Genomic DNA, 26,667 nt, shown 5'->3' with positions numbered 1-26,667 from the left:
AATTGGAAACCATGGACCGCGACGTCGCGCGCGAGAGCGTGATGGAGGCGATCAAGCTCGCACCGACCCTGGTGCCGGCCGCGGTGCTCGCCGCGAAATTCGAGAGCGAGGCACATCAGGTGCGCCGCGCCATGAAGCTGGTCGAGGCCGCCTGGCTCGCCAATCCGCATCCCGATCTCGCGGATGCCTATGCTCATGTGAAGCTCGGCGATTCCGCGCGGCAGCGCTTGCAGCGGGTCGAGACGCTCGCGGCCAAGACGCCTGCCGACAAGGCTGGTCAGATCGAGGGCCAGCTCGCGATCGCGCGCGCTGCGATCGACGCCGCCGAGTTCGCCCGCGCGCGCGAGGCGCTCGCGCCTTACCTCAACGATCCGACCCAGCGCGTTGCGCTGCTGATGGCCGAGATCGAACGCACCGAGCATGGCGACGGCGGCCGTGCCCGCGCCTGGACCTTGCGCGCGGTGCGGGCCCGCCACGATCCGGCCTGGACTGCGGACGGCTATGTCAGCGACCGCTGGCGTCCGGTCTCCCCGGTCACCGGCCGCCTCGATGCGTTCCAATGGCAGACGCCGGTCGCGAGCCTTCCTTCCGACAAGGGCGCCACGATCGAATCTTCGGCCTTCGAGGAGGCCATGCTGGCGGCCCCACCGCCGAAGCGGATGACGGCGGCTGCCAGCGAAGCTCCGGTGGAACCGCCGGTGGCGGCCCCAGTGCCGGCGCCGGCCGCCCAAGACAATTTGCCCCCTCCGGCCAAGGAACCTGCCAAGGAGGCGGCCAAGGAAACTGCCAAGGAAGAGCCGACGGTCACGGCCTCCGAGCCGGCTGATCCGGCGCCCGCGCCCGCCGAATCATCGCCACCGGCGGCAACGCCGGTGTTCCGGAGCCGGGCCGACCTCGGCAAACCCGGACCGGCCCCCATCCCTGCCGTGATCCCGATCGTCCGCGCGCCTGACGATCCCGGGATCGACGACGAGGGCCCGAGCGATGAATTTACGGAACAAATCGGCACGCCCAAGGCCCAGGCCGGCGGTTGGCGCGGATTCTGGTCCCGCTGGGGCGCGTGAGGCGCATTTCGCACGCCGCTTGTCCTTGCCAATTCGGGCCATGCCCGATATCAGGGGCGCGCGTATCGGAGCCGGCATCGTCCGGGCTCCGGCAGGGTTCGCCGCAATAGCTCAGTCGGTAGAGCACGTCATTCGTAATGACGGGGTCGGGGGTTCGAATCCCTCTTGCGGCACCAGCGTCTCCTTCCCATCCGACCGCCGCAAGCCCGACATTTTGACCAGCGCATCCAGCCTGCTTGAGCACACGGTTCGAGGCCGCAAGGCAGCCTGAGTGATCGTGATCACGTAACCTCAGGCGCGCTTCCCGTAACGTCCAGCCACGCCAACACGGGGAGATTTCACATGCGCAAGTTCATTCTGGTTGCCGCCATGCTCCTGGCTTCTGCGTCGGCCCAGGCAGGCGGGTCCCGCAGTCTGTCGCTGGCCGCGGCAGGCGAGCAGACCTTCGCTCCGCAAACCACGACGACGTCGGCGACCGCCGCTCCGACGCAGGTGAGCGAAGTCGCGCCAGCCACGGAGGCTCCGAAATATTCCGATCGTCCACCGGCCGTGTCGCTTTCTGCGCCGGCTGCGGCCACCGCTCCGGCCGTGACGACGCCCACGACGACCTCCGCGCCGGTCACGACGACCAAGCCCGCCACCAAGACCACGGCAACGGCGGACAAGCCGAAGCACAAGCGCAGCTGGACCGAACGCCGCATCATCAGCGAGCTGCACCGTCACGGTATCTACTGGTGAGGGAGTTGCGTCCTCCGCTCTCGCCGTCATGCCCGGGCGTGTCCCGCCTGCGCGGCCGAAGCCGCTTCGGCGAGGCGAAGGCCCGGGCATCCACGTTTGTTGACGAGAGCTCAAGAACGTGGATGGCCGGGACGAGCCCGGCCATGACGCAAGTTGAAGCTATCTGAGTGGATGGTCGCGCTTACTGCGAAACTGTCTGCACCACGCTTCCGATCGGACGCGCGCTCGAGGTCGGCACCTTCAGGTCCTTCAGCAACGCCTCGTCGTATTCCGGCAGCGTCTGGAAGGTGGTCTTGGCCTTCATCTGCACCACCTTGTAACCGCCGGCCTTGAGCCGCGCGAGCAGGGCCGGCAGGGCTTCGCCGGTGTGCTTCTGGAAGTCATGCATCAGGATGATGCCCTTGCCGAGCTTGTCCAGCCTGGTCATCACGGTCTCGACGATCTTCTCCGGCGTGGCGCCCTTCCTGAAGTCGAACGAATCGATGTCGGTCGAGAACATCGCGACGTTGCGGGTGCCGAAATAGGTCACCATTGCCGGATTGTGCTGAAGCTGCGGGAAGCGGAAGAACGGTGCCGGGTTGGTGCCGAGCGCGAATCTCACTGCGCTAAAACCCTTCTCGACCTCGTCCTTGACCTGTTGCTCGGTCATCTTCTTGCTGTTCAGGTTGACATGCGACCAGGTGTGCGTGCCGACCGTGTGGCCCTGGGCCAGCACCTGGCGCAGGATCTCCGGATGATAGGTCGCGTGCTTGCCGACCGAGAAGAACAGGCCCTTGGTGCATTCATCCGCGAGCGCCTTCAGCACCGCGGGCGTGTTGACCGGCCACGGACCGTCGTCGAAGGTCAGCACGACCTCCTTCTCAGTGAGAAAGTCGAATTGCTTGAAGTGCTCGAAGCCGAAGCCGGGACCACCTGTGGTATCGATCTCGACCACGCGGGCAACGCCCAGCGCGTTCGGATTGGCGCAGGCCTGCTTCTGCTGCACCGGCAAGGCCGGGACGGGCGCCGGGGCAGCTGCCGCCGGCTTGGCCGCGATCGCCGCGGTGGTCTCGACGTCATCCCTGGCGGCGAGCTTCGCCGGTGCCGGCAATGGATCGGCGGCACGGGCGGCAACTGTCTTAGGGGCGCCCTGATCGGCGCGCGCGGAATAATAAAACCAACCGCCGGCGGCGATCACGACCGCCGCAACTACACTGGCCAGCATCAGGCCCAACGCATTACGCATCGCTATTCTTTCCAATTACGCAACCAAACCGGCGGAATTTCCCGCGCGACGAGCCATTAATGCGAAGGAACAGTTAACGTGACACCAACGCGACAGCGGTCGTGGAGGAATTTCAGCGAGGTGCGCCAAAGTGACAGAAGTCACAGAGGCTGTGCCTGCCGTGACTGTCATCACAGTGGAAACCGTTTTGCCGGAGCATCGTAGTTCCCATCAACAACGGGCGCCGTTCCGACGGCACCAATGGGAGCTTCAAATGACCAAGTCTTCTTCTGCCAAACCTCTTTCTGCCAAGTCCCTGACCACCAAGATCCGCGACACCGGCCTGGCCCTGGGCTTTGCCGCCATCGCGTCGATCGTCTCGACGACCTCGAGCTTCGCCTTCTCGGCCGAGGCCCAGCAGATGTGCACCGGCGATGCCTTCCGACTCTGCTCGGCGGACATCCCCAACATCCCGAAGATCACGGCGTGCATGATCAAGCATCGTTCCGACTTAAGCGCCGGCTGCCGCGCGGTGATGGACAAGGACCTCGCCAAGGGCGCGTCGCGCAAGGTCGCTGACGCGCAGGACAAGCAGTAAGCAACACGGCGATCGTTGCGTCGGTTAGCTCCCCTCGCGATGTGCTCCGGCGTCAAGCCGGGGCCATGCGGCGGCACGTTGCAGCCAGTCAACAAAGCCGTTGCGGCCTCGGGATCATCGCACTAGCTTCGCCCGCACATTTCTTCCGGGTAAGAGGCATTGCGCGATGGCCAGATTTCTTTTCATTATTCCTTTGCTCCTGTGCGCATCGAGCGCGTTCGCGCAGCTGCAGCCCGGCCACGATGCCTGCGCGCGTGATGTCAGCCGCTTCTGCCGGCCCGTGATGAACAATGGCGATGGCGCCGTGCTCGCCTGCCTGAAGCAGAATCGCACCCGGCTGAGCAAAGGCTGCGACAAGGTGCTGACGGATCACGGGCAATGACCTTTGTCGTCCCGGCGCAGGCCGGGACCCATAATCACAAGCTGCAGTTTGGCGAAGACTGGGAGTTGCGATCGTCCTCGGTACAGCCAGCCGCGCGCGATCGATGCATCACGCGGTTTGGGTCCCGGCCTGCGCCGGGACGACGATAGAGTCTGACAAGAACTTAAGTGCTGCTTCCCGCTGCAGTCGCGACCACCGGCAGAACCTCGCTATTGGCGCGGTCCGGCGTCTCCTCTTTCCAGCGCACCGAGCCGAACGGACGTTCAAGCATGCGCCGGATCCGCACCGGCTCGGGACCGATGTGGAAATCGATCGCCTGCTGATGCAGCGCGCGTTCGGACTGGGTCGAACGGTTGCGCTGGCGTAAGTAGTCGAGCCAGGTCGGACAATGATAGCGCTCGGTCCATAATTCCGGATCGGCGATGTCGCGCGCGATCGACCAGCCATAGGCACCGTTGCGTTGCCGGGAGAGCTGCACGTCCTGCATCACATTGTGGAAGGCGCGGGCATTCTCCTGGCTCACCCGGTATTCGATCTCGACCACGAGTGGCCCACTGCGGCCGGTCAGCGACAGCTTCACCTCGGGATCGGCCAGCACCTCGGCATCCTCGTTGCGCGCGCCGACGCGCGGCATCGCCAGCCAGATGCCGAGCAGCGGCGAGATCAGCATCAGGCTGGCCGCGACCAGAAGCGCGACCTCGACCCCGGCATAGTCGGTGAGATGGCCCCAGCCCCACGCGCCGATCGCGATGCCGCCCGAAATCGAGGCCTGGAATGCCGCAAGCGAGCGACCGGCGACCCAGCGCGGCGCCGAGAGCTGCACGCCGATATTGAACAGCGCCACCGCGGCCATCCAGACCGCACCGGCCAGCACCAGCGCGGTCGCCGTCAGCACCGGCTCCGTGCTCAAGGCCAGCGCGGCCATCGCGAACGCCATCGAGATGGTGCAGGCGCGGATCGCCGCCTCGCCGCTCATGCGCTTGCGCAATTCATGGATGTTGAGCGCGCCGACCACCGCGCCCATGCCGAACGCGCCGAGCATGATGCCGTAGGTCTGCGCGCCGCCATGCAAGAGGTCGCGCGCGACCAGCGGCATCAGCGCCATCACGGCGCCGCCGATCAGGCCCATCACCAGCGTGCGCAGCAGCACGATCTTGATCGGCGGCGAGTTGGTGATGTAGCGGAAGCCGGAGACCATGGCGCGGTTGAGCTTTTCCCGCGGCAGGCGCGAGGGCTCGGTGCTGCGTCGCCAGAGCAGCAGCACCACGAGCAGCGGCAGATAGAGGACCGCGTTGCAGGCAAACGCAGCGACTGCGCCGGCTGCGGCGACGATGACGCCGCCGACCGCGGGACCGAAGCTGCGCGCGATGTTGTAGCTGATGCCGTTCAGCGCCACCGCGGACGGCAATGCATCGGGCGGCACCTGCTCGCTGACCGAGGACTGCCAGGCGGGTCCAAACAATGCATTGCCGCTGCCGACGACGAAACAGAACGCCAGCAGCGTTTCCGGGGTGATCAGCTTGAGCCCGGCCAGGATGGTGAGCGCGGTGGCGCCGGTCAGCGCGATCGACAGCGAGACCAGGGTGACGATGCGGCGGTCATACATGTCGGCGATGGCGCCGGCCGGCATCGAGATCAGCATGATCGGCAACATCAGCGCGGTCTGCACCAGCGCCACCTTGTCGGCCGAGGCCGCCATCTGTGTCATCGCCCAGGCGGCACCGACGCCCTGGATCAGGAGGCCGAGATTGGAGAGCAGGCTGGCGAGCCAGATGCGCCGAAACACGGTGTACCGCAGGGGTGCGGTGATGCCCTCGGCGGCAATTCTCTGGCGGTTCGTCTGCTCGGTCATATCCCCTTCCATATCGGGTGTCAGAAGTGGTCTTGGCGATTCCGGCAAATTCAGTGATGCCTGCGAAAGTCCTTCGCTGTCCAGTGGTTAGGCCGGTATAAGCGGTGCAAAGCGGCGTTTGCCGGGGAGGAACAGATGAAGCTGTCGCGACGGACGATCCTGCAAGGGGTCAGCAGCTTGCCTTTCGCAGTTGCGAGCTTGCGGGCGGGCGCGATGGCCCAAACCGCACCTGCCGCGACGCCAAGCACCGAGCTGCCGCCGATCCTGTTCGTCCACGGCAATGGCGACTACGACGCGCTCTGGATGACGACCTTGTGGCGGATGGAATCCAACGGCGTCGCGCGCGATCGCATGGCGGCGATCAATTTCACCGATCCGCTGGCGCGGAGCGACGACAAGGTCGAGCTGGCGAACCGGTCCTCGACCGAGGACCAGCGCCGCGAGCTCACTGCCGCCATCGCTGACCTGAAGCGCCGCACCGGCGCGTCCCGCGTGGCGCTGGTCGGCAGCTCGCGCGGCGGCTATGCCATCCGCAACGTCCTCAAAAATGGCGGTGCGGGGGACGTCAGCCACGCCGTGTTGTGCGGCACGCCCAATCACGGCGTGTTCGCGACCGACGACCAGCCCAACAACGAGTTCAACGGCCGCGGCGCATTCCTGCGCGGCTTGAACGAGGGCGAAAGCGAGGTGACGCCGGGCACAGCTTTTCTCACCCTGTGCAGTGACGGTCTGGACAAATATGCCCAAGCCGACGGGCGGTTCATCGGAAAGCCCGGCGTCCCGACCGGTGTTACCGCCGAAGGGCCGGAGCTGAAGGGCGCCACCAACCTCGTGCTTGGTGCGCTCGATCATCGCGAGGTTGCGTTTCATCCGCGAGCTTTTCGGGAGATCTACAAGTTCATCGCCGGCCGCGAGCCCACGCGCATCGCGATTGTGCCGGAGCCAAGCGTGAAGTTGAGCGGTTTGGTCACGGGCACGCCGGGCGGCGTGTCGACCAACCGTCCGGTGGCGGGCGCAACCGTCGACGTCTTCCGCGTCGACCCTGATACCGGAGAGCGCAAGGGCAGCGCGCTGCACAGCGCAAAGACCGGTGCCGACGGCCGCTGGGGGCCGGCGCAGGTTGATCCAGCCTGGTCGCTCGAATTCGTCCTGGTATCGTCCGACGCGCCGACGACGCACATCTACCGCTCGCCATTCCCGCGCTCGTCCGACGTCGTGCACCTGCGGCCCGCCCGCCCGCTCGGGCCGACTGACAAAGATGCGGGGGCCGTCGTGATCATGTCGCGGCCGCGCGGCTATTTCGGCCTGCCGCGGGACGTGGTGCTGCTCGACGGCAAGGAGCCGGCCGACGTCAAACCGGGCGTGCCCACGGATGCGGCAGCAACCCTGCGGCTTCCGGCCAGCGAGGTCGGACGTAACATCGTGGCCCAATTCGGCGAAGAACGGATTGTGGCACGCGCCTGGCCCGCCGCCGAGAACAGGATTGCGATCGCCGAGCTGACTTACTAGCTATTTACCTGCGTCACTTCTGCGGGAGCGAGCCATGAACATCGCCAGCGTGCGTCGGCCCCTCATCCCTCCGACGCCGCCGCGCGCGCCGGATGATATGTCGTTCTTTGGCAAGCTCGCGGTGATCCGGCAGAACATGATCGCGACCTGGGGACAGCGTGCCTATGAGGAAGACGTGATCCCGGGTCGCTTTTTTCTCCGCAACAGTTTCATCCTCAACCAGCCGGACGCGATCCGGCACGTCCTGCTCAGCAATTACGAGAACTATACGCGCACGCCGGCGGGCATCCGCATGCTGCGCCCCGTGCTCGGTGACGGCCTCCTGATTGCGGAAGGTCATTCCTGGACGTTTCAGCGCCGCACGCTCGCGCCGGCCTTTACGCCGCGCGCCACCGCAAATCTCGTCCCGCACATGACGGCGGTGCTCGACGAGACCATCACAAAGCTCGATACGCGAGTAGGCGAGCAGGTCGATCTGCGCGAGGTCATGCAGCGCATGACGCTCGAGATCGCCGGACGCACGATGTTCTCGTTCGGCATGGACCGGCATGGCGCGACCTTGCGCAACTTCATCATGGAATATGCCGCACGGCTGGGACGGCCTTATTTCCTCGACATGGTGCTGCCCGTGTCCTGGCCGAGCCCGATGGATCTTGCACGGGCGCGCTTTCGCAAGCGCTGGACCGAATTCGTTGCCATGCTGATCGCCGAACGGCGTGCGGCGGGCAAGAAGGACGGCGCGCCGCCGCGAGACCTGTTCGATCTCATGGACGAGGCGCGGGATCCTGAAACTGGCAAGGGCTTTTCCGACGAACAGCTCGTCGACGAAGTCGCGACCATGATTCTCGCGGGTCACGAGACCACGGCGACGGCGCTGTTCTGGGCGCTCTATCTGCTGTCGCTCGACCCTGACACGCAGGAGGAGGTCGCCACTGAGGCCCGCGGCGAACATCTCGACAGCATCGCCGACATCGATCGCCAGAAGTTCACCCGTGCCGTGATCGAGGAGACGATGCGGCTCTATCCGCCCGCCTTCCTGGTCGCGCGTGCCGCGCGCGATAAGGACAACGCGGCCGGCATCGAGATCGGCAAGGGCGATATCATCATGATCGCGCCGTGGCTTTTGCACCGGCACGAGAAACTGTGGGATCAGCCGAACGCATTCATTCCAAAGCGCTTCATGTCGGCGGAGCCCGATCGCTTCGCATATCTACCGTTCGGCGCGGGGCCACGCGTCTGCATCGGCGCGCCGTTTGCGCAAGCCGAATCGGTGCTGGCACTGGCCCGGCTGATCGGCGCGTTCCGCGTCGAGCTTGCCGATACCGTTCCCGTGATCCCGCATGGCGTCGTCACGACCCAGCCGGACCACTCACCCATGTTCCGCATCACCCGTCGGTAACGGACGCTCGTCTGGCCGATGGCGTGATCCAGCTTAGACAGAGCCCCGCCATGAGCGACATCCAGGCCCAGTTTTCCGTTCTGAAGCAGACCGCCGATGCAAAGGTGGTCGATGCGATTGCGCGCCTCATCGAGGACGGCGAGGACCACGAGCTCAATCGCGTCAATGTCCTCGATTTTTCCAGGCATCACGGCCTCGACGAAGAGCGCGTCATCTCGGCTTTCCTGCATTCGGCCAGGCTTGGTCTGTTCGATCTCGGCTGGAACGTGCTGTGTCCGGGCTGCGGCGGCGTGCTGGGCGCTCACTCGACGCTGAAGGCGCTCAAGCCCGACGACTATCACTGCGCGCTCTGCGCCTGCGGCTACAAGGCGTCCGTCGACGACCAGGTCGAGGTCTCTTTCACCGTGAATCCGCGCGTCCGGCGCATCGCGGCGCACGATCCCGATACGCTTCCGGTGTGGGAATATTTCAAGCAGGTGTTCTGGAGCTCCGGCGTCGACTTCAACAAGGAATCGTTTGCGACGCTGGCCAACGAGGTGACGCTGGATACGATGGAGCTGCCGGCCGGCGAGAAGGCGACGATGTCGCTGCAATTGCCGAGTGATTTCGTCATCATCTTTGAGCCGGTGACGCACGCCGCTCATTTCATCGATGTCCAGGGCGAGCCGACCAAGGACCGCCAGCAGCTCGCCATCATGTACAACAAGGTGCAGGCCCCGACGGGGACCACGACCATGCGGCCGGGTCCGCTGCGCCTGTCGCTGGAAAACCAGGCCGGTGTGCGCGTTCTGCCGTCGGTGTTCATCGCGGCCGAGGCGCTTCATCACCTCATCGGCAAGCGCAAGCCGTTCCTCACTGCCAAGCGGATGCTGTCGAACCAGACCTTCCGCGACGTCTTCAAGGCGGACAATCTCAGTCTCGACCAGCGGCTCCAGATCACCTCGCTGACGTTCCTGTTCACCGACCTGAAGGGATCGACAGCGCTTTATGAGCGCGTCGGCGATCTCGCCGCCTTCGATCTCGTGCGCGCGCATTTCCACGCGCTGCTCGAGATCATCTCCTCCGAGAAGGGTGCGGTGGTGAAAACGATCGGCGATGCCGTGATGGCGACCTTCGTCCGTCCCGAGCACGCCATCGTCGCGGGCCTGCGGATGCGCGCGGCGATGGACGAACTCAACAAAAAGCGCGGCACCGCCGACCTCATCGTCAAGATCGGCATCCATGAAGGTCCGTGTCTTGCGGTGATGCTGAACGAGCGCCAGGATTATTTCGGCCAGACCGTCAACATCGCCTCGCGCGTGCAAAGCCTGTCGACCGCGCAGGAAATTCACATCACCGGCCCGGTGCTCGATGCGCCCGCGGTCGCTGAAATCCTTCAGCAGCGCGAGATCAAGCCGATCCAGAAACAGGCCGCGCTGCGCGGCATCGCCGACAAGATGGTGGTGTATGAGATACCGTGAGGGATGCGAGGACGTCGCCGCATACTCCGTCATTGCGAGCGCAGCGAAGCAATCCAGAATCTCTCCGCGGGGGCAGTCTGGATTGCTTCGCTGCACGCAATGACGTTGTGGAGGCAGGTATGGGCCACGCTCTCCCGTCGTCATGCCCGAACATGATGTGAACGAGGCCGCCCATATTGCCGAAACGTAATGTAGCGCGCGGAACTGACGCACATTGCGCCGGTTGAGTTTGCTGCTCATATGATACTGGTAACGGCCGCCCTCGCGGCTTTATCGATCTCGGTAGGACTTTATGCTCGACGGCCTGCGCCAATTCATTGCCGACATTGTTGCTCCCCATGATCAGGACCGCGCATTTGGCGACAGCGACTATCGGCTGGCGGCCACGGCGCTGCTGATTCACGTGGTCTCGCTGGACGGACAGCCGAGCGCGGCCGAGCAGCGCAAGCTGCACAGCCTGATCGAAAGCCATTTTGGGCTCGATCGCGGCACCGCGGATCGGCTGATCGCCGACGCCACCCAGGTCGAGGGCGAGGCGGTCGATCTCTATCATTTCACCAGCGTCATCATGCGCTCGCTCGACGAAGAGGGTCGCAAACGCATCGTGCAGATGATGTGGGAGCTGGTCTATGCCGACGGTCAGGTCAGCGAATTCGAGGACAACGTCGTCTGGCGCGCCTCCGACCTGCTCGGGATTTCGCAACGCGACCGGATCGACCTGAAGCACGCGGTCGCGGACCGTGTCGGCGGCCAAGTCAAGGACAACGCTGTCGGCGGCTGACGGCTCTAGACACGACGAATCGCGGCCTGCCCGGACACATGACGAAACTTTAATTTATCCGCCGCCTGCGCTGAATCCGCCTGCAAATCAACGGTTTTTCAGCGCGGCCTGTCGTTCTGCTCAAGCGGCCATGCTGGCGGCGCAGCTTGCATGTCGCGCGCGGCCTGTGCTCTCGTTCCGCCATTGCGGGGCCAAAAACTTGAATTCAAGAGTCTTCGATCGTGACTGAGCGGGTGACGCTGATCACCGGTGCCTCGGCGGGCATCGGCACGGAGCTGGCGCGTGTGTTTGCTGCCAATGGGCATCGCCTCGCATTGACGGCGCGCCGGGCGGATCGGCTGGAGTCGCTCGCCACTGAGCTGGCCGCCAGGGGCGGCAAGAAGCCGATCGTGATCGCCTGCGATCTCGAGCAAGCGGATGCCGGGGAGAAGATCGCGGCAGCACTTGCCGCCGAAGGCGTCGAGCTCGATCATCTCGTCAACAATGCCGGCTTCGGCGTGTTCGGCGATGCGATCGAGCGCGATCGCGTCGCGCAGCTCGGCATCGTCGATGTCAACGTCCGGGCCCTGACGGATCTGTCGCTGCGCTTTGCCGATCAGCTCATCAAGAACAAGGGCGGTCTTCTCAATGTCGGATCGGTCGCCGGCTTTCTGCCTGGCCCCGGCATGGCCGTCTACTACGCGTCCAAGGCCTACGTAATTTCGTTCACCGAAGCCTTGCGGGCGGAGCTCGCGCCGCGCGGCGTTCGCGTCACCGTACTTTGCCCGGGTCCGGTGCCCACCGAATTCCAGGCGCGCGCCGGTGTCGGCTCCCAACATGATACGGCCGTTCTCAACGTCTCCGCTGCCGATGTTGCACGCGATGCATATCGTGGCCTGATGGCCAACAAACGGGCAGTGCTGCCTGGTCTGGGCATCAAGATTGTGCCGTTGGCGCTGCGTTTCTTCCCGCGCGGCTTCATCCTGGCCGCCACCAGCCGGTTTCAGAGGCGCAGGCACTAGAGAAAACTTTGAAGCACCCGTAGTGGCCCGGAGCTTGCTTCAATCGGTATGTGTGCGCGAACTCACACGATGTTAACCATCGCTTAGCTATGCTGGCGGTCTGAACCGATAGCACTCGCAGAGGCCATGTCGTTCCGGACGGACAGGTTTGGTGACGCAGAATTGGTGCCCTTCCGAAGGAGGACGCCGGGCGCGGCCGCCGCCGCTTCCGAAGCCCGGTTGCCGGTTCTGATCGTCCTGCACCAGGAATCCTCGACGCCCGGCCGGGTCGGCAATGTGCTGCGCGCGCTCGGCCATCGCCTCGACATTCGCCGACCCCGCTTCGGCGATCCCCTGCCCGCCACGCTCGATCGGCATGCCGGCGCCGTGTTCTTCGGCGGTCCGATGAGCGCCAATGATTCCGACGACTATATCCGCCGCGAGATCGACTGGATCGAAATTCCGCTGCGTGAGCAGCGTCCGTTCCTTGGCATCTGCCTCGGCGCGCAGATGCTCGCGATGCAGCTAGGGGCCCGTGTCGCGCCGCATGCGGATGCGCTGACCCAGATCGGCTATTACCCGATCAGGCCGACTGCTGCGGGCCACGCGCTCTGCCCGGATTGGCCTGCGCAGGTCTATCATTGGCATCGCGAGGGATTTGAGCTGCCGGTTGGTGCCGAGCTGCTCGCGGAAGGTGATGATTTTCCGGTGCAGGCGTTTCGGGCCGGCAACGCCTTCGGCGTGCAGTTTCATCCGGACGTGACCTACGCGATGATGCATTGCTGGACCACGCGCGGCTATGACGGCTTCAGCGCGCCCGGCGCGCGGCAGCGGCATCATCATTTCGCGGATCGTGCCGTCTACGACCTCGCGGAGCGCGCCTGGCTCGATCACTTCATCAATGGCTGGGTGGCGCGCCGGCCGGTGCTGGCGCAAGCCGCCGAGTGAATCGCGCCTGCGCGCAAGCCCCTGCCTCGTCCCTTTATATGCTAGGCTCTTTCCCAACGCGCGCATGCGAAATTGCGCCAGCAAGCAAAGGGAGGGCGCCATGGCCTATGAACACATTCTCTATGAGGTGAGCGACAGGATCGCGACCATCACGCTCGATCGCCCGGACCGCATGAATGCGTGGACGCAGACGATGGAGCGCGACGTGCGTCACGCGATGGAAGCCTCAAGCGCCGACGACAATGTCCGCGTCATCGTGCTCACCGGCGCGGGCCGCGCCTTCTGCGCCGGCGCCGACATGGATGCGCTGAAAGGGCTCGATCCCAATGACGTCGGGCGCGCCTCGAATCTGCCGCCGTTCGACATGAACCGTCGCCCGGACTGGCAGACGCGCTACGGCTTCTATCCGTCGATCGGAAAGCCCGTCATCGCCATGCTCAACGGCGCGACCGCCGGCATCGGCCTCGTCCACGCGCTCTATTGCGATCTGCGCTTTGCCGCCGACAACACGGTGTTCACGACCGCCTTCGCACGGCGCGGTCTGATTGCCGAGCACGGCATCAGCTGGATGTTGCCGCGCATCGTCGGCCACGCCCATGCGCTGGATCTGTTGCTCTCGGCAAGGCGCGTGAGCAGCGACGAAGCGTTGCGGATCGGGCTGGTGAACCGGCTCTGTCCTCCCGAGAAGCTGCGCGAGGAGACCTATGCCTATGCGCGCGACCTCGCCGATTTCGTCTCACCGAGCGCGATGGCCGTGATCAAGCGGCAGCTCTACGAGGTGCCGTTCCAGACCCTGGCCGAGGCGACGATCGACGCCAACCGGGAGATGATGGTGGCGCTGAACGGCAGCGATTTCCGGGAGGGCGTGGCGAGTTTTATGGAGAAGCGGCAGCCGAGGTTCACGGGGAGGTAGGGGACTCGTCCCGATAGAGCCCGCCGTCGCCCTTCGGGCTATGGCGAGGCAGCCTTCGTTCACTTCGCTACGAGGGACTTCCCGGGCTTGCCTAGCCGTAGCTCGCGAAGCGAGCGAAGGCTGGTGGAGCCAGGCGGGATCGAACCGCCGACCTCGTCATTGCGAACGACGCGCTCTCCCAGCTGAGCTATGGCCCCTTTGCTGGCCGCTCTGGTGAACGCGGCCGACAACCGGGCGCCATTTAAGTCCCCGCCAAGGTCAAGTCAAGGACAGGTGTAGCCCCGTTTTAGCCATCCGGGTGCCGACTTCCCTTGTTTGGGTCGGGGGGAACCGATATCAAGCAAACGGCGTCAATCCCGACCGGAGCCAGAGTTTTCAAAAGCCATGCGTGCCGTTCTCGACATCGTCATCATCGTGCTCGATCTCTACGTCTGGCTGCTGATCGCGGCCGCGATCCTGTCCTGGCTGATTGCCTTCAACGTGGTGAACACCCGCAACCAGTTCGTCTCGGCGGTGGCGGAGTTCCTGTATCGGATCACCGAGCCCCTGCTGACACCGATTCGCAATTTCCTGCCCAGTCTCGGCGGCCTCGACATCTCGCCGATCATCCTGATCCTGCTGATCATGTTCATCGAGCGGGTGATCCTGTACTACGTTTACCCGAACGTGATCTAAGCGGGCTGGAGCGCCTTGGTTGCCAAAGAACCCTGGCGCATCTCTGCCGCAGGCGTCAGCATCGCGCTGCGGGTGACGCCGCGCGGCGGCCGCGACGACGTCGACGGGGTCGAGCAGCTCTCCGACGGCCGCAGCGTGCTCAAGGTGCGGGTGCGTGCGATCGCCGATGGGGGCGAGGCCAACAAGGCCGTTCTGGTGCTACTGGCGAAATCGCTTGGCGTGCCCAAGGCCAGCGTAAAATTGCTATCGGGAGCTACCTCGCGGTTGAAGCAGATCGCGGTCGACGGCGACCCGGTGCGGCTCGGAGAAGCCCTGCGCCAGCTCGTGTCGGCTAAATCGAAAGACTGAGGGAACTGACATGACCGCCAACATCATCGATGGAAAAGTCATTGCCGCGGAGCTTCGCGGCCGCGTCGCCGAGGAGGTCGCCCGCGTCAAGCGCGAGCACAATCTGGTCCCCGGCCTCGCGGTGGTGCTGGTCGGCAACGACCCCGCCAGCGAGGTCTATGTCCGCTCCAAGCACACCCAGACGCAAGGCGCCGGCATGGCCTCATTCGAGCACAAGCTGCCGGCCGACGTCTCCCAGGCAGATCTGCTGGCGCTCGTCGCAAAGCTCAACCGCGATCCGGCCGTGCACGGCATTCTGGTGCAACTGCCGCTGCCGAAGGGGCTGAACACCGAGGCCGTCATCAACGCCATCGATCCTGCCAAGGATGTCGATGGCCTGCATCCGAACAATGCCGGCCGGCTCGCCGGCGGTTTTGAGGCGCTGTCGCCCTGCACGCCGCTCGGCTGCATCATCCTGACCAAGAGTGTGCACGCCTCGCTCGAAGGCATGAACGCCATCGTCCTCGGCCGCTCCAACCTGGTCGGCCGTCCGTTGGTGCAATTGCTGCTGAACGAGAACGCCACGGTCACGATCGCGCATTCGCGCTCGCGCGACCTGCCCGGCCTCGTCAAGCGCGCAGACCTCGTCTATGCCGCGGTCGGCAAGCCGGAGATGGTGCGCGGCGACTGGCTGAAGCCGGGCGCGACCGTGATCGACGTCGGCATCAACCGCATCCCCAAAACAGACGGCAAGACGCGCCTCGTCGGCGACGTCGCCTATCAGGAAGCGCTTGGGGTTGCCGGCGCGATCACGCCGGTGCCGGGCGGCGTCGGCCAGATGACGGTCGCCTGCCTGCTGGTGAACACGCTCCGCGCCGCCTGCGCGATCGCAGGGCTGCCGAAGCCGGCGGTGTAGTTCAAGCTGTCGTGCGCCGGACGCAGCGCAGCGTGAAACGATGCGCTGCAGAGCCGGGGCCCAGTGCAAGTGGCACCATGGGTCCCGGCTCTGCGACGCGTCACTTCGTGCCGCATCGCGTCCGGGACACCAAAATTCAGGCCTTCTTCTTCTCGCGATCGATGCCCTCGAGGATCAGCTTGTGCGCTTCCTCCGGGCCGCCCCAGCGCAAAATCTTCACCCACTTGCCCTTCTCGAGATCCTTGTAGTGCTCGAAGAAGTGCTGGATCTGCTGGAGCGTAATATCCGGCAGGTCGGAATAGCTCTTCACCTTGTCGTAGCGCTGCGTCAGCTTCGATGACGGCACCGCCAGAATCTTCTCGTCCCCGCCGGCTTCGTCTTCCATGAACAGCACGCCGACCGGGCGCACGCTCATGACGGCACCGGGAATGATGGCGCGGGTGTTGATGATCAGCACGTCGCAGGGATCGCCGTCATCCGACAGCGTGTGCGGGATGAAGCCATAGTTCCCGGGGTAACGCATCGGCGTGTAGAGGAAGCGATCGACGACGAGCGTGCCGGCCTCCTTGTCCATCTCGTATTTGATCGGTTCGCCGCCCACGGGGACTTCGATGATGACATTGACGTCGTGGGGTACGTTCTTCCCGATCGAGACCGCATCGATACGCATTCAAGGCTCCGTTGTTGCCGAGGTGAAATCGCGCCCGGCAGCGATTTTGGCGCTGTCATACGCGGGCTTGGCCCGCTGATCCATCGCGTTTTTGTGAAATAATGAATCCGGCGATCACCGGCGCAAAAGGCGGGCGGTATCGACGGATGGAAAACGCTGCCGATTCAGGTTTCAGCAGCTCAATTGGTCCAAGCGAAGGCAACCTTGTCGAGCGACTTCGGCCCGAACCGCTCCGAGGAGCGCGCCACCATTCGGCCGCCCAGGGCACGGTAGAACTCGGTGGCCGGATCGTTGTCCGAAAGCGCCCACACCACCATGCTCTTCAGGCCGCTCTGCATCAGGTCGCGGCGGGCGGCGGCGAACAGGCGGCGGCCGAAGCCGAGGCCCTGGAATTCCGGCCGCAGATAGAGCTCGTAGATCTCGCCGTCGAAATGCAGGCTGCGGGCGCGGTTGCGGCCGTAATTGGCATAGCCCGCGATCTTGTCGCCGAACACCAGCACGCTGACGCGGCTGCCCTTGCGAATCGCACTGTCCCACCACTGTGGACCGCGGCGGTTGATCAGCTTTTCCAGCTCGGCGCCGGGGATGATGCCCTGATAGGCCGAGCGCCAAGCTTCGTCATGGGTCGACGCCACCGCAGTTGCATCTGCGGCTTTGGCCGGCCGGACCTCGATCAGGGTTGTGCTCATGGAGGCGATCAAACCAAGTCGCCGCGCCGGCGGCAAGACCTATCGTTAATTATCGGTTAACGTGTGGACTTTCTGCATCAGTATTTCAACCCTGTTGTCCCGAAAGAGGACAAGCCGGCGTTTTGGATGGCAGTGGCCCGCCATGTGTCGGTGTAAAACTCGCTGCGGCAACGAATGAATGGCAATGGCAGCGCAGAAAGTCTGCCCGGAGTGATTCGTTCCTATTAGTGTGGCCATTGCTGTTCGTGTCCGCCTCCTCTGGCAATTCATGCGGCTCCTCATCACCCCTGCGGTTCTGTCTTTGCTCGCCGTGCTGACTGCGTCACCTCTGTGCGCTCAGGTCACGTTTGGTCCATTGGGCGAGGAGGGCGAACCGTTTCGCCGGCAAGAGTGGCGCGTGCCATCGCCGGATACCGGCATGGCCGCGCATGCGCTGCTGTTTCGTCCCCTCGGTGCCGGCCCGTTCCGGCTCGCGGTCATCGCCCACGCCTCGACGCAGAATGGCTTACGTCGCGCGCAAATGCCGCGGCCGGAATACCGCGCGCTCTCGGCGTATCTCGTCGCGCGCGGCTTTGCCGTGCTGGTGCCGGAGCGGCTCGGCCATGGCGCGACCGGTGGCCGCTATGTCGAGGACCAGGGCAGCTGCGACGAGGCGGATTACGCGCGATCGGCCCGCGCGACGGCCGACCAAATCTCGCTCGCGCTGGACTATCTGCGAAAGCAGGAATTTATCCGCAAAGATGCCGCGATCGTGCTCGGCCATTCCGCGGGCGGCTGGGGTGCGCTGGCGCTCGCCAATGCCGATCCGAAGGCGGTCTCCGCGATCATTGCATTCGCACCGGGGCGCGGCGGCCATGCCAATGATGAGCCGAACAGGATCTGCGCGCCGCAAACGCTCCTTGCGGCCGCAGCCGAATTCGGCAAGGCCGCGCGCATTCCCGTCACGTGGCTCGTTGCGGACAATGACAGTTACTTCGCACCGGCATTTTCCCAAAGGTTGGTCGAGGCGTTTCGCGGTGCTGGCGGCAAAGCCGACTTCCGCACCCTGCCGGCCGTCGGCAGCGAGGGTCATTGGATGGTCGAAACCGAGGTCGGCGTCAAAGCCGCAAGCGGCGATCTCGCGCGTGCGCTGGACCAGCCCAAGCCAATGGCGACCAAGAAGCCATGACGCTGTATTTCCTGGTCAAATTTCTGCATGTGCTCGGCGCCATCGTCATCCTCGGCACCGGAACCGGCATCGCCTTCTTCATGCTGATGGCGCATCGCACGCAGGACGTGGCATTCATCGCGCGCACTGCCGCCGTGGTCGTGATCGCGGATGCGATCTTCACGCTGTCGGCCGTGATCCTCCACCCGGTCACGGGCGGCCTGCTGATGATGCTCTCGGCGACGTCGCTCACCGAGCGCTGGTTGCTGACTTCGCTGGCGCTGTATACCGTCGCAGGCCTGTTCTGGGTCCCCGTCGTCTTCATGCAGATCGAGATGCGCGACCTCGCGCGCAAGGCGGCCGAACAGTGCAACGCGCTTCCGAAGCGCTATTTCGTTCTGTTCCGCCGCTGGTTCTTATTCGGCTTCCCCGGCTTCGGCGCGACGATGCTGATCCTCTGGCTGATGATCGCAAAACCGTTTTGAGGGGCGCAATGAGTAAGCGAACCATCTTGCTGTTCGGCGCCTCCGGCCTGATCGGCCGCTTCGTCACCGACGATCTGCGCGCGCGTGGCTTTCGCGTTGTCGGCGTGGCACGCAGCCTGTCGCCGGCGCAGCAGATGAGCGCGCTGGACATCGAACTGCCGATCCTCATCCTCGATGCGGCTGCGCTGGCGCGTCTCCTCAGCGAACATGCCGTCGATGTCGTCGTGAACTGCCTCGGCGTGCTCCAGGACGGGCCCGGCAGCGACACAAATGTCGTGCATCGTGATTTCGTTGCGCGCCTGGTTCGGGCGATTGGCGCTAGCGGCCGTGCGATCCGCCTGGTGCACATCTCGATCCCCGGGGTGGTGGAGGCGGATCGCACCGCCTTCGCAACGACCAAACGCGAAGCCGAACGTCTGATCGCGGCCTCCGGCATTCCCCATGCCGTCCTGCGGCCGGGCTTCGTGGTTGCGCCGTCAGCCTATGGCGGCAGCGCCATGCTGCGTGCGCTCGCCGCTTTTCCGATCAACCTGCCGGATAAGGAAATGGCAACGCTCTTCCAGCCCGTCGCGGTCGAGGACATCGCCGCCACCATCGCCTGGCTCGCCGCGCGCGATATCGACGACGCCTCCGTGAAAGCCGTGAGCTGGGACCTGATGCAGGCAGAACCGGTCACGATGGCCGGCATCATCAAACAGTTTCGCCACGCGTTCGGCACGGCCACCTGGCCGCGTCTCGTGATGCCGGCCCTCCTGCTCGATCTCGGCGCCAAAATCGGCGATTTAGCCAATCATCTCGGTTGGATGCCACCGCTGCGTTCCACCGCTATCGCGGAGTTGCGCCGTGGCGTGACCGGCGATCCCTCGGCGTGGATCGCAGCCACGGGCATCGCGCCGAAGACATTGGCTGGGACGATCGGCCGCCATCCCGCAAGTATCCAGGACAAATGGTTCGCACGGCTGTTCCTGATCAAGGCGCTGATCTTCGCAAGCCTGGTCGCATTCTGGCTCGTCTCGGGTTTCATCGCGCTGTTCGTGTCCTATCGTGCCGCCGCCGGAATCTTGATCGCGCATAACTTCCCGCCCGCGCTGGTCGATCCCATCACCATCGGCACCAGCCTGATGGATATGAGCATCGGCGTGCTGATCGGCTTTCGCCGCACCGCGGCGATCGGGCTCGCTGCAGGCATCGTCGCCTCGCTGGGCTACATGGTGGGTGCAGCCATCCTCACGCCCGATCTCTGGATCGAGCCGTTAGGTGCTTTGGTGAAGACCGGACCAGCCATCGTGCTGATGCTGGTGGCTCTCCTGACGCTGGATAATCGCTGATGAGCAAATGGCCCGACGACGACGTGATCCTGTATGACGGCGTCTGCATCTTCTGCTCGCGCTGGGTTCGTTTCGTTGCCAAGCGCGACACGGCGAAGCGGTTCCGTTTCACGCCGATCCAATCGGACTACGGGACCCGGCTCGCGAAGACGTTCGGCATCGATCCGCACGATCCAGATACCAATGCGGTAGTCCATGGCGGCGAGGTGTATTTGAAGTCGGACGCCGCGCTGACCGTGCTGTCGCTGCTCCCTGGCTGGGGCTGGGTGCGCGCGTTGTTCGCCGTGCCGAGGCTGTTAAGGGACCCCGTCTACAGCCTTGTCGCACGCAACCGCTATCGCATCTTCGGCAAGTACGACACCTGCTTCGTGCCCGATGCCGATTTACGGGCGAGGGTGATCGAGTGACGCGCTCACTGCGAGCGTAGCGAAGCAATCCAGGATCTTGCCGCGGCGGCAGTCTGGATTGCTTCGCTGCGCTCGCAATGACGGAGGTCGTGGCTAGGGCTTGCGAAGGGCCGCGAGCGCCTCGTTGGCCGCCCGCTCCCCGCTGTCCCGCGCTCCATGCGCCGTCGTGAAGAAATTCGGCGACGTTGCCTCTCCGGCGAAGAACAACCGTCCGTCCACTGGCTCCGCGAGCACAGCACGATCTCCGGCGTGCCCGGGCAGCGCATGTGAATAGGAGCCTCCGGCGAAGGGATCGCGCGCCCAGCGCGACTCATACAGCGGCCTCAGCTTGCGCCGGATGTCGTTGCCGAGAAAACCCGCGATCTCGTCGATGCTCTGCGCGGCGATGGCGCCTTCGCCGGCGTCTTCCAGCTCGCGCGCAAAGCTGCCGCCGAAAAAGCCTTCGATGCAGGGCTGGCCGAACGGGCGGATGTGGTAGGTGCCCATCTCGGTGCGCATGGTGGCGCCGCGCAGATTGCCTTCGATCGGGAAGGCTTCGGCGCCATCGAGCGCCAGCGTCACCTTGTCGTCGACGCCGAGCGGCAGTCCGGCGGCGGCATCGATCTTGGCCGGCAACGGTGGTGAAAAACGGATCGTCTCATCGGCGATCAGATTGGTCGGGACGGTGACGATCACCTTGTCCGCGGTCAGCGTGCCCCGCGATGTTTCGAGCCGGATGCGCTGACCGGAATGATCGACCAATGTAACGTTGCAGCTCAGGGCCACCGTGACCGGCGCGCCATAGGCGGCAATCAGCGTGCCATAGCCGCGGCGGACGCGCCAGTTGAGGTCACTGTCCTCATAGGCGTCCCAGTCCAGCGTCGACATGTCCTCCAATTCGCAGCCATTGACGTAGGTCGAGACCGCATCGATCATCGGATTCCAGCGGTTGCCCGGCTCGAGGCTCAGGCTCGCGGGTCCGTCCTTGCCCTTTTGCGCGGCCTGCCAGAGGCGCTCATAGAACGCCTCCATCGCGCGCATGAAATCGTCGCGATCGGTTTGCGGAAAGGCGTTGCCGAAGGCGCGCTCGCGCCAGGGCGGCAGGGCCGTGTTGACCTCGAATCCGAGCTGCTTCGCGATTAGAGCGAAGGAGTTCTTGTCGGCCGAGTGCAGCCAGCCGCAGCCGACGTCGAAGACGACCTCGGGCGAGGCCTGCACCGTCCAGGCGCGGCCGCCGAGCCGGTCACGCGCCTCCAGCACGATCACGGAGAGGCCGCAGCCCGCCAGCGCGTGCGCGGCGCCGAGGCCGGCGGCACCGGCGCCGATGATCGCGACGTCGACGGAGGAGGGGAGGGAAGTCATAGGCGGGCTCTAGCACGTTCGCTGAGTGTGCTGAAGCCGCCGCAAGCATAGCCGTCATCACCCGCCTTGTAGCGCAATTGCGTACTGGAGCGGATGATTCAGCATTCCAGAGACAGTTTCGTAGGGTGGGCAAAGGCGCCCTTGCGCCGTGCCCACCATTGTCGATCGGGATTTCAAGTGGTGGGCACGCTTCGCTTTGCCCACCCTACGGCACTACGGAGACCAGTGGCTTTACGCCACCGCTTCCTTGGCCTTCTCCGCGCGCTTGCGCTCGTTCGGGTCGAGGTGCTTCTTGCGCAGGCGGATCGACTTCGGCGTGACCTCGACGAGCTCGTCGTCCTCGATATAGGCGAGCGCCTTTTCCAGGGTCATGCGGATCGGCGGGGTCAGGCGCACCGCTTCGTCCTTCGATGTCGTGCGGATATTGGTGAGCTGCTTGCCCTTGAGCACGTTGATCTCGAGATCGTTGTCGCGGGTGTGCTCGCCGACGATCATGCCGCGATAGACCTTCCAGCCCGGCTCGATCATCATCGGGCCGCGGTCTTCCAGCTTGAACATGGCATAGGCCACGGCGTCGCCCTGGTCATTGGAGATCAGGACGCCGTTGCGGCGTCCCTGGATCTCGCCCTTGTACGGGGCATAGCCGTGGAACAGGCGGTTCATGATCGCGGTGCCGCGGGTGTCGGTGAGCAGCTCGCCCTGATAGCCGATCAGGCCGCGGGTCGGCGCGTAGAATACCAGGCGCTGGCGGTTGCCGCCGGACGGCTTCATCTCGATCAGCTCGGCCTTGCGCTCGCTCATCTTCTGCACGACGACGCCGGAATGCTCCTCATCGACGTCGATGACGACCTCCTCGATCGGCTCCATGGTGGCGCCGGTGGCCTCGTCCTTCTGGAACACGACGCGCGGGCGCGACACCGAGAGCTCAAAGCCCTCGCGGCGCATGGTCTCGATCAGGATCGCAAGCTGCAATTCGCCGCGGCCCGAGACTTCCATCGCGTCCTTGTCGGCGGCTTCGACGACGCGCAGCGCGACATTGCCCTCGGCTTCGCGCAAGAGACGGTCGCGGATCATGCGGCTCGTCACCTTGTCGCCTTCGGTGCCGGCGAGCGGAGAGTTGTTGACGATGAACGACATCGACACCGTCGGCGGATCGATCGGCTGCGCCGGCAGCGGCACTTCCACGGTCGGATCGCAGAACGTGTCGGCAACGGTGCCCTTGGTCAGACCCGCAATCGCAACGATGTCGCCGGCTTCGGCTTCATCGAGCGGCGTACGCTCCAGGCCACGGAACGCCAGGATCTTGGTGATACGCCCGGACTCGACCAGCTTGCCATCGGCGTTGAGCACCTTGACCTGCTGGTTCGGCTTGAGCACGCCGGAAGAAATGCGGCCGGTGATGATGCGGCCGAGATAGGGGTTAGCCTCCAGGATGGTGCCGATCATCTTGAACGGACCTTCCTCAACCTTCGGCGGCGCGACGTGGCGCAGGATCAGGTCGAACAGCGGCTCCATGCCCTTGTCCTTCGGACCTTCGGGGCTCTCGGCCATCCAGCCCTGCTTGGCCGAGCCGTAGAGAATCGGGAAGTCGAGCTGCTCCTCGCTGGCATCGAGTGCCGCGAACAGGTCGAACACCTCGTTGATGACCTCGGTCGGGCGCGCGTCGGGACGGTCGACCTTGTTGATGACGACGATCGGCTTCAGGCCGACCTTGAGCGCCTTGGAGACCACGAACTTGGTCTGCGGCAGCGGGCCTTCGGCTGCGTCCACGAGCACCAGCGCGCCGTCCACCATGTTGAGGATGCGCTCGACCTCGCCGCCGAAATCGGCGTGGCCGGGGGTGTCGACGATGTTGACGCGGGTGTCCTTCCACTGCACCGAGGCCGCCTTGGCCAGAATGGTGATGCCGCGCTCGCGCTCCAGATCGTTGGAGTCCATGGCGCGCTCAGTCACCTTCTGGTTCTCGCGGAACGTGCCGGATTGCTGGAGGAGACGGTCGACCAGGGTCGTCTTGCCGTGGTCGACGTGGGCGATGATGGCGACGTTGCGGAGGTTCATGAGTGAGCTTCTTTGCGTTCGAACAATGGGTTAAGCGCGATCTCGCCGGTCGGACCGGGACCTCTTCTCGAAACAACGCTGGAAGACTGGAAACGGGCGCTCGCCGCCCAAAAAGGAAGCCCGGCCATATCAGACCGGGCGCCCTACGCGTTGCGGCGCAATATATGCAAAAAACGCCAAAAAACAATGTGTTCTTTGGCCGTTGGTTGACTGAATTTTGTCCGGGAATCTCCGGGGGTTAGGGCTGAGTTCCGGGATGGGCGGGGGCCTTTCGCCCCCTGATGGCCGCCCAGATCAGGACGACGCCTCCGATGCCGACGACCAGTCCCAGGAAGACCAGCGGCGCGATGTCCGAGTCGATCTTGCCTCCGTCGATCACCGAAGCTCCGCCGAACAGCAGGGCGCATAGACCCGGAAGCAGCAGGATCACCCCTGAAATCACCATGAACGCAGTGAGGCAGCCGCTGCGTGGTTCAACGGGCGTCGGGACGGGCGGCAGAACCGGTGGTGGCGTATCGCTCATCGTGGTGCCTCCTCGCTCTGCCTTGCCTCGCGATAAGTCTGCCCTTCGAGCCCGGCGCGGATACGGCCGATTGCGCCGTTGCGATAGAACAGATTGTAGGTGTCGAACGGAATGATCGCGCCCTGCTCGGTCACGAAATGGATGCAGCTGCGCTTGACGTTGCCGATACAGAAATTGAAGCGATCGAGAAACTGCACGATGGTGACGCGGAAGACGTTCTCGTAAGTGAGACCTTGCGGCACCTCGAAGCTCGGCAGGCAGCACAGCAATTCGCAGACGCGCTCGCTGGTGTTCAGTGGGCCCGATGACAGCGAAAATAGATCGACGAATTTCTCCCGCAGCACCGGATATTTCTCCGGGCTGATCGTGTTGGGCATCACCGCGACGAGCTGCTCCTGCGGTAACAGCGATGTCAGCGGCAGCACCTTCTCGCCATTGCGCAGGCCATAGCCGATCGAGATGCTTTCGGGGTTGCAGGGCAGCGGAATCATGTCCTTGTCGCCAAACACGCCGGTCTCGACGACGCGCTTGCGGATCTCCGACAGCATGATGCGGTCGGTATTCTTGGCGAAATTCTCGTTGCGGCCGGCATCCTGCACCGGCTGCAGCGTGACGCCGCGCACGCATGTCCAGGTGAGCGCATGGCGGACGATGTCGCCGATCTCGGCATCGTTGACGCCGCGCTTGATGGTCGCGACCAGCGTGGTCGAAACGCCGTAAAGCTCGAGATTCTCCAGTGCCTGCTGGCGGATTTTTCGCAGGTCTGCGCCGCGCAGATTGATCAGCGCATCGCGCTGCAGCGAATCGAACTGGAGATAGACCTCCAGCCCGCGCTTGTTCTCGGCGAGCCGCGCCACGAAATCCTTCTCGCGGGCAATGCGCAGGCCGTTGGTGTTGATCATGACGTGGCGGATCGGGCGAGCGCGGACGGCCTCCAGAATCTCGAAGAAATCCGGGTGCAGCGTCGGCTCGCCGCCGGAAATCTGCACCAGGTCGGGTTCGCCTTCGCTCGCGACCAGGGCGTCCAGCATCTTCTCGACCGTCGCGAGCGGCGTGAATTTCGTCCGCGTGGGCGAGGATTCGGCGAAGCACACCGGGCAGGTGAGATTGCAGTGCTCGGTGATCTCGATCAGCGCCAGGCAGGAATGCTGCTCGTGGTCGGGGCACAGGCCGCAATCATAGGGGCAGCCGAATTCCGTGCGCTGCTGGAATTGCAGCGGCCGATCGCCGGGCTTGATGAAATCCTTGCACAGGCGCCAATAGGCCGCGTCCGTCGACACCAGCGTCGACTGGACGCCGTGCTGCTTGCAGCGTTTTTCGTACCAGACCTCGTTGCCGAGAATCTGGATCTTGGTCGGCACGAGATCCAGGCAGGTCTCGCAGAGGGACTGGGTCTGGCCCCAGAAGATATAGGGACGCGACTTATGCAACGGCGCGTTCATGCAGGGATCTCGCTTTGGGCGCTGTCGCCAGCATGAATGCGGCGTAGAGCAGGATGGACAGCGACAGCAGGTGAAACAGCGTGAAGGGGCCGATCAGCGTGCCATAGGGCTTGAGGAATTCCCACAGGAAGCGCTGCGTTCCATAATAGATGAGGACGAGGTAGAAACCATTGGTGACCACAAAGCCGTTTCGGTTCAAGACCGCCAGCGCATAGAGAAGCGCGAACACGCCCATGGCGGCGCTCTCGTAGAGCTGCACCGGATGTCGAAGGATGCCGTCGCCGAAATCATGTCCGATGGGCAGCCCCGTCGGCGTGCCGTAAGTGAAATCGTCGAGTCCCGCGAAGTAGCAGCCGAGCCGCCCGATCGCGATGCCGAGCGCCAGCGGCAGGGCAAAACGGGCGCCGGTTCGTACAGTGATGCCTGCGGACCATTTGTAGAGCTCGATCGCCACGATGCCGCCGACAAGCGCGCCCTCGACCGAGCGCGCAATGCCGCTCTGGCCCGACAGCCACAGATTGACCGATCCGAACAAATAGGCACCGAGACCCGCACCGAACACCAGGGCGGCGATGTAGGGCAGTTCGAACGATTGCGCAGGAAATTCCAGGCGTCTTCGCGACAGCCACCAGACGGCAGCTGCAGCCGCCAGCCACGCCGCGATGTCAAAGACGGTGTGAAGGAAAGCCCCGCTCATGCAGGGGAGAACATAGCACGATCACGTTCAAAATAGTGCGCCGCGCATTCTTGTGCCCTCTCCCCTTGCAAGGGGAGAGGTCGGATTGCGCAGCAATTCGGGTGAGGGGGCCGCGGCATCCAGAGACCAGATCC

The 26,667-nt window shown here is 64.5% G+C and carries 26 protein-coding genes, 2 tRNA genes and 1 pseudogene; 19 read left to right on the top strand and 10 right to left on the bottom strand.

What is annotated here, in order from left to right:
* From CWO91_RS24955 to CWO91_RS24945, 3 genes and pseudogenes are all read left to right on the top strand, one after another.
* Positions 1-1,064, top strand: a pseudogene (locus CWO91_RS24955) (hypothetical protein); the annotation flags it as partial.
* A gap of 100 nt (positions 1,065-1,164) precedes the next feature.
* Positions 1,165-1,240 (top strand) — tRNA-Thr (locus tag CWO91_RS24950).
* A gap of 166 nt (positions 1,241-1,406) precedes the next feature.
* Complete coding sequence (locus CWO91_RS24945) at positions 1,407-1,802, top strand: hypothetical protein (RefSeq protein ID WP_130217185.1); 396 nt, start codon at positions 1,407-1,409, stop codon at positions 1,800-1,802.
* A gap of 181 nt (positions 1,803-1,983) precedes the next feature.
* Here the strand turns inward: CWO91_RS24945 and CWO91_RS24940 are convergent, their stop codons facing one another.
* A complete protein-coding gene (locus tag CWO91_RS24940) occupies positions 1,984-3,027 on the bottom strand; it encodes a polysaccharide deacetylase family protein (protein WP_130217183.1) in 1,044 nt (347 codons plus the stop codon).
* 253 nt (positions 3,028-3,280) lie between these two features.
* Here CWO91_RS24940 and CWO91_RS24935 point away from each other — a divergent pair, with 253 nt between their 5' ends.
* The gene (locus CWO91_RS24935) at positions 3,281-3,604 is read left to right on the top strand and encodes a hypothetical protein (protein WP_130217181.1); all 324 of its coding nucleotides are present in this window, start codon (positions 3,281-3,283) and stop codon (positions 3,602-3,604) included.
* A gap of 166 nt (positions 3,605-3,770) precedes the next feature.
* The gene (locus tag CWO91_RS24930; RefSeq protein ID WP_130217179.1) at positions 3,771-3,986 is read left to right on the top strand and encodes a cysteine rich repeat-containing protein; all 216 of its coding nucleotides are present in this window, start codon (positions 3,771-3,773) and stop codon (positions 3,984-3,986) included.
* A 163-nt stretch (positions 3,987-4,149) separates the two neighbouring features.
* Here CWO91_RS24930 and CWO91_RS24925 read toward each other — a convergent pair whose 3' ends face one another.
* The gene (locus CWO91_RS24925; protein ID WP_130217177.1) at positions 4,150-5,838 is read right to left on the bottom strand and encodes an MFS transporter; all 1,689 of its coding nucleotides are present in this window, start codon (positions 5,836-5,838) and stop codon (positions 4,150-4,152) included.
* Between the two features lie 135 nt (positions 5,839-5,973).
* On the opposite strand from CWO91_RS24925, the gene CWO91_RS24920 reads away from it, so the two are divergent.
* The 7 genes from CWO91_RS24920 to CWO91_RS24890 all read left to right on the top strand — a co-directional run bounded on the left by CWO91_RS24920 (position 5,974) and on the right by CWO91_RS24890 (position 13,828).
* Complete coding sequence (locus tag CWO91_RS24920; protein WP_130217175.1) at positions 5,974-7,347, top strand: hydrolase; 1,374 nt, start codon at positions 5,974-5,976, stop codon at positions 7,345-7,347.
* A gap of 34 nt (positions 7,348-7,381) precedes the next feature.
* Positions 7,382-8,746 (top strand): cytochrome P450, encoded by a 1,365-nt coding sequence (locus CWO91_RS24915; RefSeq protein ID WP_130217173.1) that lies wholly within the window; start codon positions 7,382-7,384, stop codon positions 8,744-8,746.
* A 50-nt stretch (positions 8,747-8,796) separates the two neighbouring features.
* Positions 8,797-10,206, top strand: coding sequence for an adenylate/guanylate cyclase domain-containing protein (locus tag CWO91_RS24910; protein ID WP_130217171.1), 1,410 nt, complete (start codon positions 8,797-8,799; stop codon positions 10,204-10,206).
* A gap of 292 nt (positions 10,207-10,498) precedes the next feature.
* Positions 10,499-10,987 carry a TerB family tellurite resistance protein gene (locus tag CWO91_RS24905; protein ID WP_130217169.1) on the top strand — a complete coding sequence of 163 codons (489 nt, stop codon included), beginning with the start codon at positions 10,499-10,501 and terminating at the stop codon, positions 10,985-10,987.
* A gap of 221 nt (positions 10,988-11,208) precedes the next feature.
* Positions 11,209-11,988 (top strand): SDR family NAD(P)-dependent oxidoreductase, encoded by a 780-nt coding sequence (locus CWO91_RS24900; protein ID WP_130217167.1) that lies wholly within the window; start codon positions 11,209-11,211, stop codon positions 11,986-11,988.
* Between the two features lie 126 nt (positions 11,989-12,114).
* Positions 12,115-12,915 carry a glutamine amidotransferase gene (locus tag CWO91_RS24895; RefSeq protein WP_130217165.1) on the top strand — a complete coding sequence of 267 codons (801 nt, stop codon included), beginning with the start codon at positions 12,115-12,117 and terminating at the stop codon, positions 12,913-12,915.
* A 100-nt stretch (positions 12,916-13,015) separates the two neighbouring features.
* On the top strand, positions 13,016-13,828 hold the full coding sequence (locus CWO91_RS24890; protein ID WP_130217163.1) for an enoyl-CoA hydratase: 813 nt from the start codon (positions 13,016-13,018) through the stop codon (positions 13,826-13,828).
* A 121-nt stretch (positions 13,829-13,949) separates the two neighbouring features.
* Here CWO91_RS24890 and CWO91_RS24885 read toward each other — a convergent pair.
* Positions 13,950-14,025: transfer RNA gene (locus CWO91_RS24885), tRNA-Ala, on the bottom strand.
* Positions 14,026-14,212: 187 nt separating this feature from the next.
* Between CWO91_RS24885 and CWO91_RS24880 the strand changes: the two genes are divergently transcribed.
* Genes CWO91_RS24880 through folD form a run of 3 tightly spaced genes read left to right on the top strand, consistent with a single transcriptional unit; the run spans position 14,213 to position 15,746 of the window.
* Positions 14,213-14,503, top strand: coding sequence for a YggT family protein (locus CWO91_RS24880; RefSeq protein ID WP_130217161.1), 291 nt, complete (start codon positions 14,213-14,215; stop codon positions 14,501-14,503).
* A 15-nt stretch (positions 14,504-14,518) separates the two neighbouring features.
* Positions 14,519-14,851, top strand: coding sequence for a DUF167 domain-containing protein (locus CWO91_RS24875; RefSeq protein ID WP_130217159.1), 333 nt, complete (start codon positions 14,519-14,521; stop codon positions 14,849-14,851).
* Between the two features lie 10 nt (positions 14,852-14,861).
* Positions 14,862-15,746, top strand: coding sequence for a bifunctional methylenetetrahydrofolate dehydrogenase/methenyltetrahydrofolate cyclohydrolase FolD (gene folD, locus CWO91_RS24870; RefSeq protein ID WP_130217157.1), 885 nt, complete (start codon positions 14,862-14,864; stop codon positions 15,744-15,746).
* A gap of 136 nt (positions 15,747-15,882) precedes the next feature.
* Here folD and ppa read toward each other — a convergent pair whose 3' ends face one another.
* Both ppa and CWO91_RS24860 read right to left on the bottom strand, forming a co-directional pair.
* Positions 15,883-16,416, bottom strand: a complete 534-nt coding sequence (ppa, locus tag CWO91_RS24865) for an inorganic diphosphatase (protein WP_128944614.1) — start codon at positions 16,414-16,416, stop codon at positions 15,883-15,885.
* A 179-nt stretch (positions 16,417-16,595) separates the two neighbouring features.
* Positions 16,596-17,105, bottom strand: coding sequence for a GNAT family N-acetyltransferase (locus tag CWO91_RS24860; protein WP_008136728.1), 510 nt, complete (start codon positions 17,103-17,105; stop codon positions 16,596-16,598).
* Positions 17,106-17,373: 268 nt separating this feature from the next.
* Here CWO91_RS24860 and CWO91_RS24855 point away from each other — a divergent pair, with 268 nt between their 5' ends.
* Genes CWO91_RS24855 through CWO91_RS24840 form a run of 4 tightly spaced genes read left to right on the top strand, consistent with a single transcriptional unit; the run spans position 17,374 to position 20,472 of the window.
* The gene (locus tag CWO91_RS24855) at positions 17,374-18,273 is read left to right on the top strand and encodes a dienelactone hydrolase family protein (RefSeq protein WP_130217155.1); all 900 of its coding nucleotides are present in this window, start codon (positions 17,374-17,376) and stop codon (positions 18,271-18,273) included.
* A complete protein-coding gene (locus CWO91_RS24850) occupies positions 18,270-18,737 on the top strand; it encodes a DUF2269 family protein (protein ID WP_130217153.1) in 468 nt (155 codons plus the stop codon). The genes CWO91_RS24855 and CWO91_RS24850 overlap by 4 nt, the downstream gene beginning before the upstream one ends.
* An 8-nt stretch (positions 18,738-18,745) precedes the next feature.
* Positions 18,746-20,065, top strand: a complete 1,320-nt coding sequence (locus CWO91_RS24845) for an SDR family oxidoreductase (RefSeq protein ID WP_130217151.1) — start codon at positions 18,746-18,748, stop codon at positions 20,063-20,065.
* A complete protein-coding gene (locus tag CWO91_RS24840) occupies positions 20,065-20,472 on the top strand; it encodes a thiol-disulfide oxidoreductase DCC family protein (protein ID WP_130217149.1) in 408 nt (135 codons plus the stop codon). Before CWO91_RS24845 ends, CWO91_RS24840 begins: the two co-directional genes overlap by 1 nt.
* A 93-nt stretch (positions 20,473-20,565) precedes the next feature.
* Here the strand turns inward: CWO91_RS24840 and CWO91_RS24835 are convergent, their stop codons facing one another.
* The 5 genes from CWO91_RS24835 to CWO91_RS24815 form a co-directional block, all read right to left on the bottom strand.
* Positions 20,566-21,813 carry a flavin monoamine oxidase family protein gene (locus tag CWO91_RS24835; RefSeq protein ID WP_130217147.1) on the bottom strand — a complete coding sequence of 416 codons (1,248 nt, stop codon included), beginning with the start codon at positions 21,811-21,813 and terminating at the stop codon, positions 20,566-20,568.
* 231 nt (positions 21,814-22,044) lie between these two features.
* A complete protein-coding gene (typA, locus tag CWO91_RS24830; RefSeq protein ID WP_130217145.1) occupies positions 22,045-23,871 on the bottom strand; it encodes a translational GTPase TypA in 1,827 nt (608 codons plus the stop codon).
* Between the two features lie 238 nt (positions 23,872-24,109).
* Complete coding sequence (locus CWO91_RS24825) at positions 24,110-24,394, bottom strand: hypothetical protein (RefSeq protein ID WP_128930583.1); 285 nt, start codon at positions 24,392-24,394, stop codon at positions 24,110-24,112.
* Positions 24,391-25,836, bottom strand: coding sequence for a radical SAM protein (locus tag CWO91_RS24820; protein ID WP_130217143.1), 1,446 nt, complete (start codon positions 25,834-25,836; stop codon positions 24,391-24,393). The genes CWO91_RS24825 and CWO91_RS24820 overlap by 4 nt, the downstream gene beginning before the upstream one ends.
* Positions 25,817-26,533, bottom strand: coding sequence for a prolipoprotein diacylglyceryl transferase (locus CWO91_RS24815; protein WP_130217141.1), 717 nt, complete (start codon positions 26,531-26,533; stop codon positions 25,817-25,819). The genes CWO91_RS24820 and CWO91_RS24815 overlap by 20 nt, the downstream gene beginning before the upstream one ends.
* Between the last annotated feature and the right edge of the window lie 134 nt (positions 26,534-26,667).

It is taken from the genome of Bradyrhizobium genosp. SA-3, assembly GCF_004212635.1.
Lineage (GTDB): Bacteria > Pseudomonadota > Alphaproteobacteria > Rhizobiales > Xanthobacteraceae > Bradyrhizobium.
The sequence above is the reverse complement of the archived record's forward strand: the minus strand, read 5'-3'. Positions and strand labels throughout refer to the sequence as shown.

Excerpts from the sequence above, each read along its gene's own strand:
- CWO91_RS24945 (WP_130217185.1), top strand. The coding sequence starts at position 1,407 with ATGCGCAAGTTCATTCTGGTTGCCGCCATGCTCCTGGCTTCTGCGTCG.
- CWO91_RS24940 (WP_130217183.1), bottom strand. The coding sequence starts at position 3,027 with ATGCGTAATGCGTTGGGCCTGATGCTGGCCAGTGTAGTTGCGGCGGTC.
- CWO91_RS24935 (WP_130217181.1), top strand. The coding sequence starts at position 3,281 with ATGACCAAGTCTTCTTCTGCCAAACCTCTTTCTGCCAAGTCCCTGACC.
- CWO91_RS24930 (WP_130217179.1), top strand. The coding sequence starts at position 3,771 with ATGGCCAGATTTCTTTTCATTATTCCTTTGCTCCTGTGCGCATCGAGC.
- CWO91_RS24925 (WP_130217177.1), bottom strand. The coding sequence starts at position 5,838 with ATGACCGAGCAGACGAACCGCCAGAGAATTGCCGCCGAGGGCATCACC.
- CWO91_RS24920 (WP_130217175.1), top strand. The coding sequence starts at position 5,974 with ATGAAGCTGTCGCGACGGACGATCCTGCAAGGGGTCAGCAGCTTGCCT.
- CWO91_RS24915 (WP_130217173.1), top strand. The coding sequence starts at position 7,382 with ATGAACATCGCCAGCGTGCGTCGGCCCCTCATCCCTCCGACGCCGCCG.
- CWO91_RS24910 (WP_130217171.1), top strand. The coding sequence starts at position 8,797 with ATGAGCGACATCCAGGCCCAGTTTTCCGTTCTGAAGCAGACCGCCGAT.
- CWO91_RS24905 (WP_130217169.1), top strand. The coding sequence starts at position 10,499 with ATGCTCGACGGCCTGCGCCAATTCATTGCCGACATTGTTGCTCCCCAT.
- CWO91_RS24895 (WP_130217165.1), top strand. The coding sequence starts at position 12,115 with ATGTCGTTCCGGACGGACAGGTTTGGTGACGCAGAATTGGTGCCCTTC.
- CWO91_RS24890 (WP_130217163.1), top strand. The coding sequence starts at position 13,016 with ATGGCCTATGAACACATTCTCTATGAGGTGAGCGACAGGATCGCGACC.
- CWO91_RS24880 (WP_130217161.1), top strand. The coding sequence starts at position 14,213 with ATGCGTGCCGTTCTCGACATCGTCATCATCGTGCTCGATCTCTACGTC.
- folD (WP_130217157.1), top strand. The coding sequence starts at position 14,862 with ATGACCGCCAACATCATCGATGGAAAAGTCATTGCCGCGGAGCTTCGC.
- ppa (WP_128944614.1), bottom strand. The coding sequence starts at position 16,416 with ATGCGTATCGATGCGGTCTCGATCGGGAAGAACGTACCCCACGACGTC.
- CWO91_RS24860 (WP_008136728.1), bottom strand. The coding sequence starts at position 17,105 with ATGAGCACAACCCTGATCGAGGTCCGGCCGGCCAAAGCCGCAGATGCA.
- CWO91_RS24855 (WP_130217155.1), top strand. The coding sequence starts at position 17,374 with ATGCGGCTCCTCATCACCCCTGCGGTTCTGTCTTTGCTCGCCGTGCTG.
- CWO91_RS24850 (WP_130217153.1), top strand. The coding sequence starts at position 18,270 with ATGACGCTGTATTTCCTGGTCAAATTTCTGCATGTGCTCGGCGCCATC.
- CWO91_RS24845 (WP_130217151.1), top strand. The coding sequence starts at position 18,746 with ATGAGTAAGCGAACCATCTTGCTGTTCGGCGCCTCCGGCCTGATCGGC.
- CWO91_RS24840 (WP_130217149.1), top strand. The coding sequence starts at position 20,065 with ATGAGCAAATGGCCCGACGACGACGTGATCCTGTATGACGGCGTCTGC.
- CWO91_RS24835 (WP_130217147.1), bottom strand. The coding sequence starts at position 21,813 with ATGACTTCCCTCCCCTCCTCCGTCGACGTCGCGATCATCGGCGCCGGT.
- typA (WP_130217145.1), bottom strand. The coding sequence starts at position 23,871 with ATGAACCTCCGCAACGTCGCCATCATCGCCCACGTCGACCACGGCAAG.
- CWO91_RS24825 (WP_128930583.1), bottom strand. The coding sequence starts at position 24,394 with ATGAGCGATACGCCACCACCGGTTCTGCCGCCCGTCCCGACGCCCGTT.
- CWO91_RS24820 (WP_130217143.1), bottom strand. The coding sequence starts at position 25,836 with ATGAACGCGCCGTTGCATAAGTCGCGTCCCTATATCTTCTGGGGCCAG.
- CWO91_RS24815 (WP_130217141.1), bottom strand. The coding sequence starts at position 26,533 with ATGAGCGGGGCTTTCCTTCACACCGTCTTTGACATCGCGGCGTGGCTG.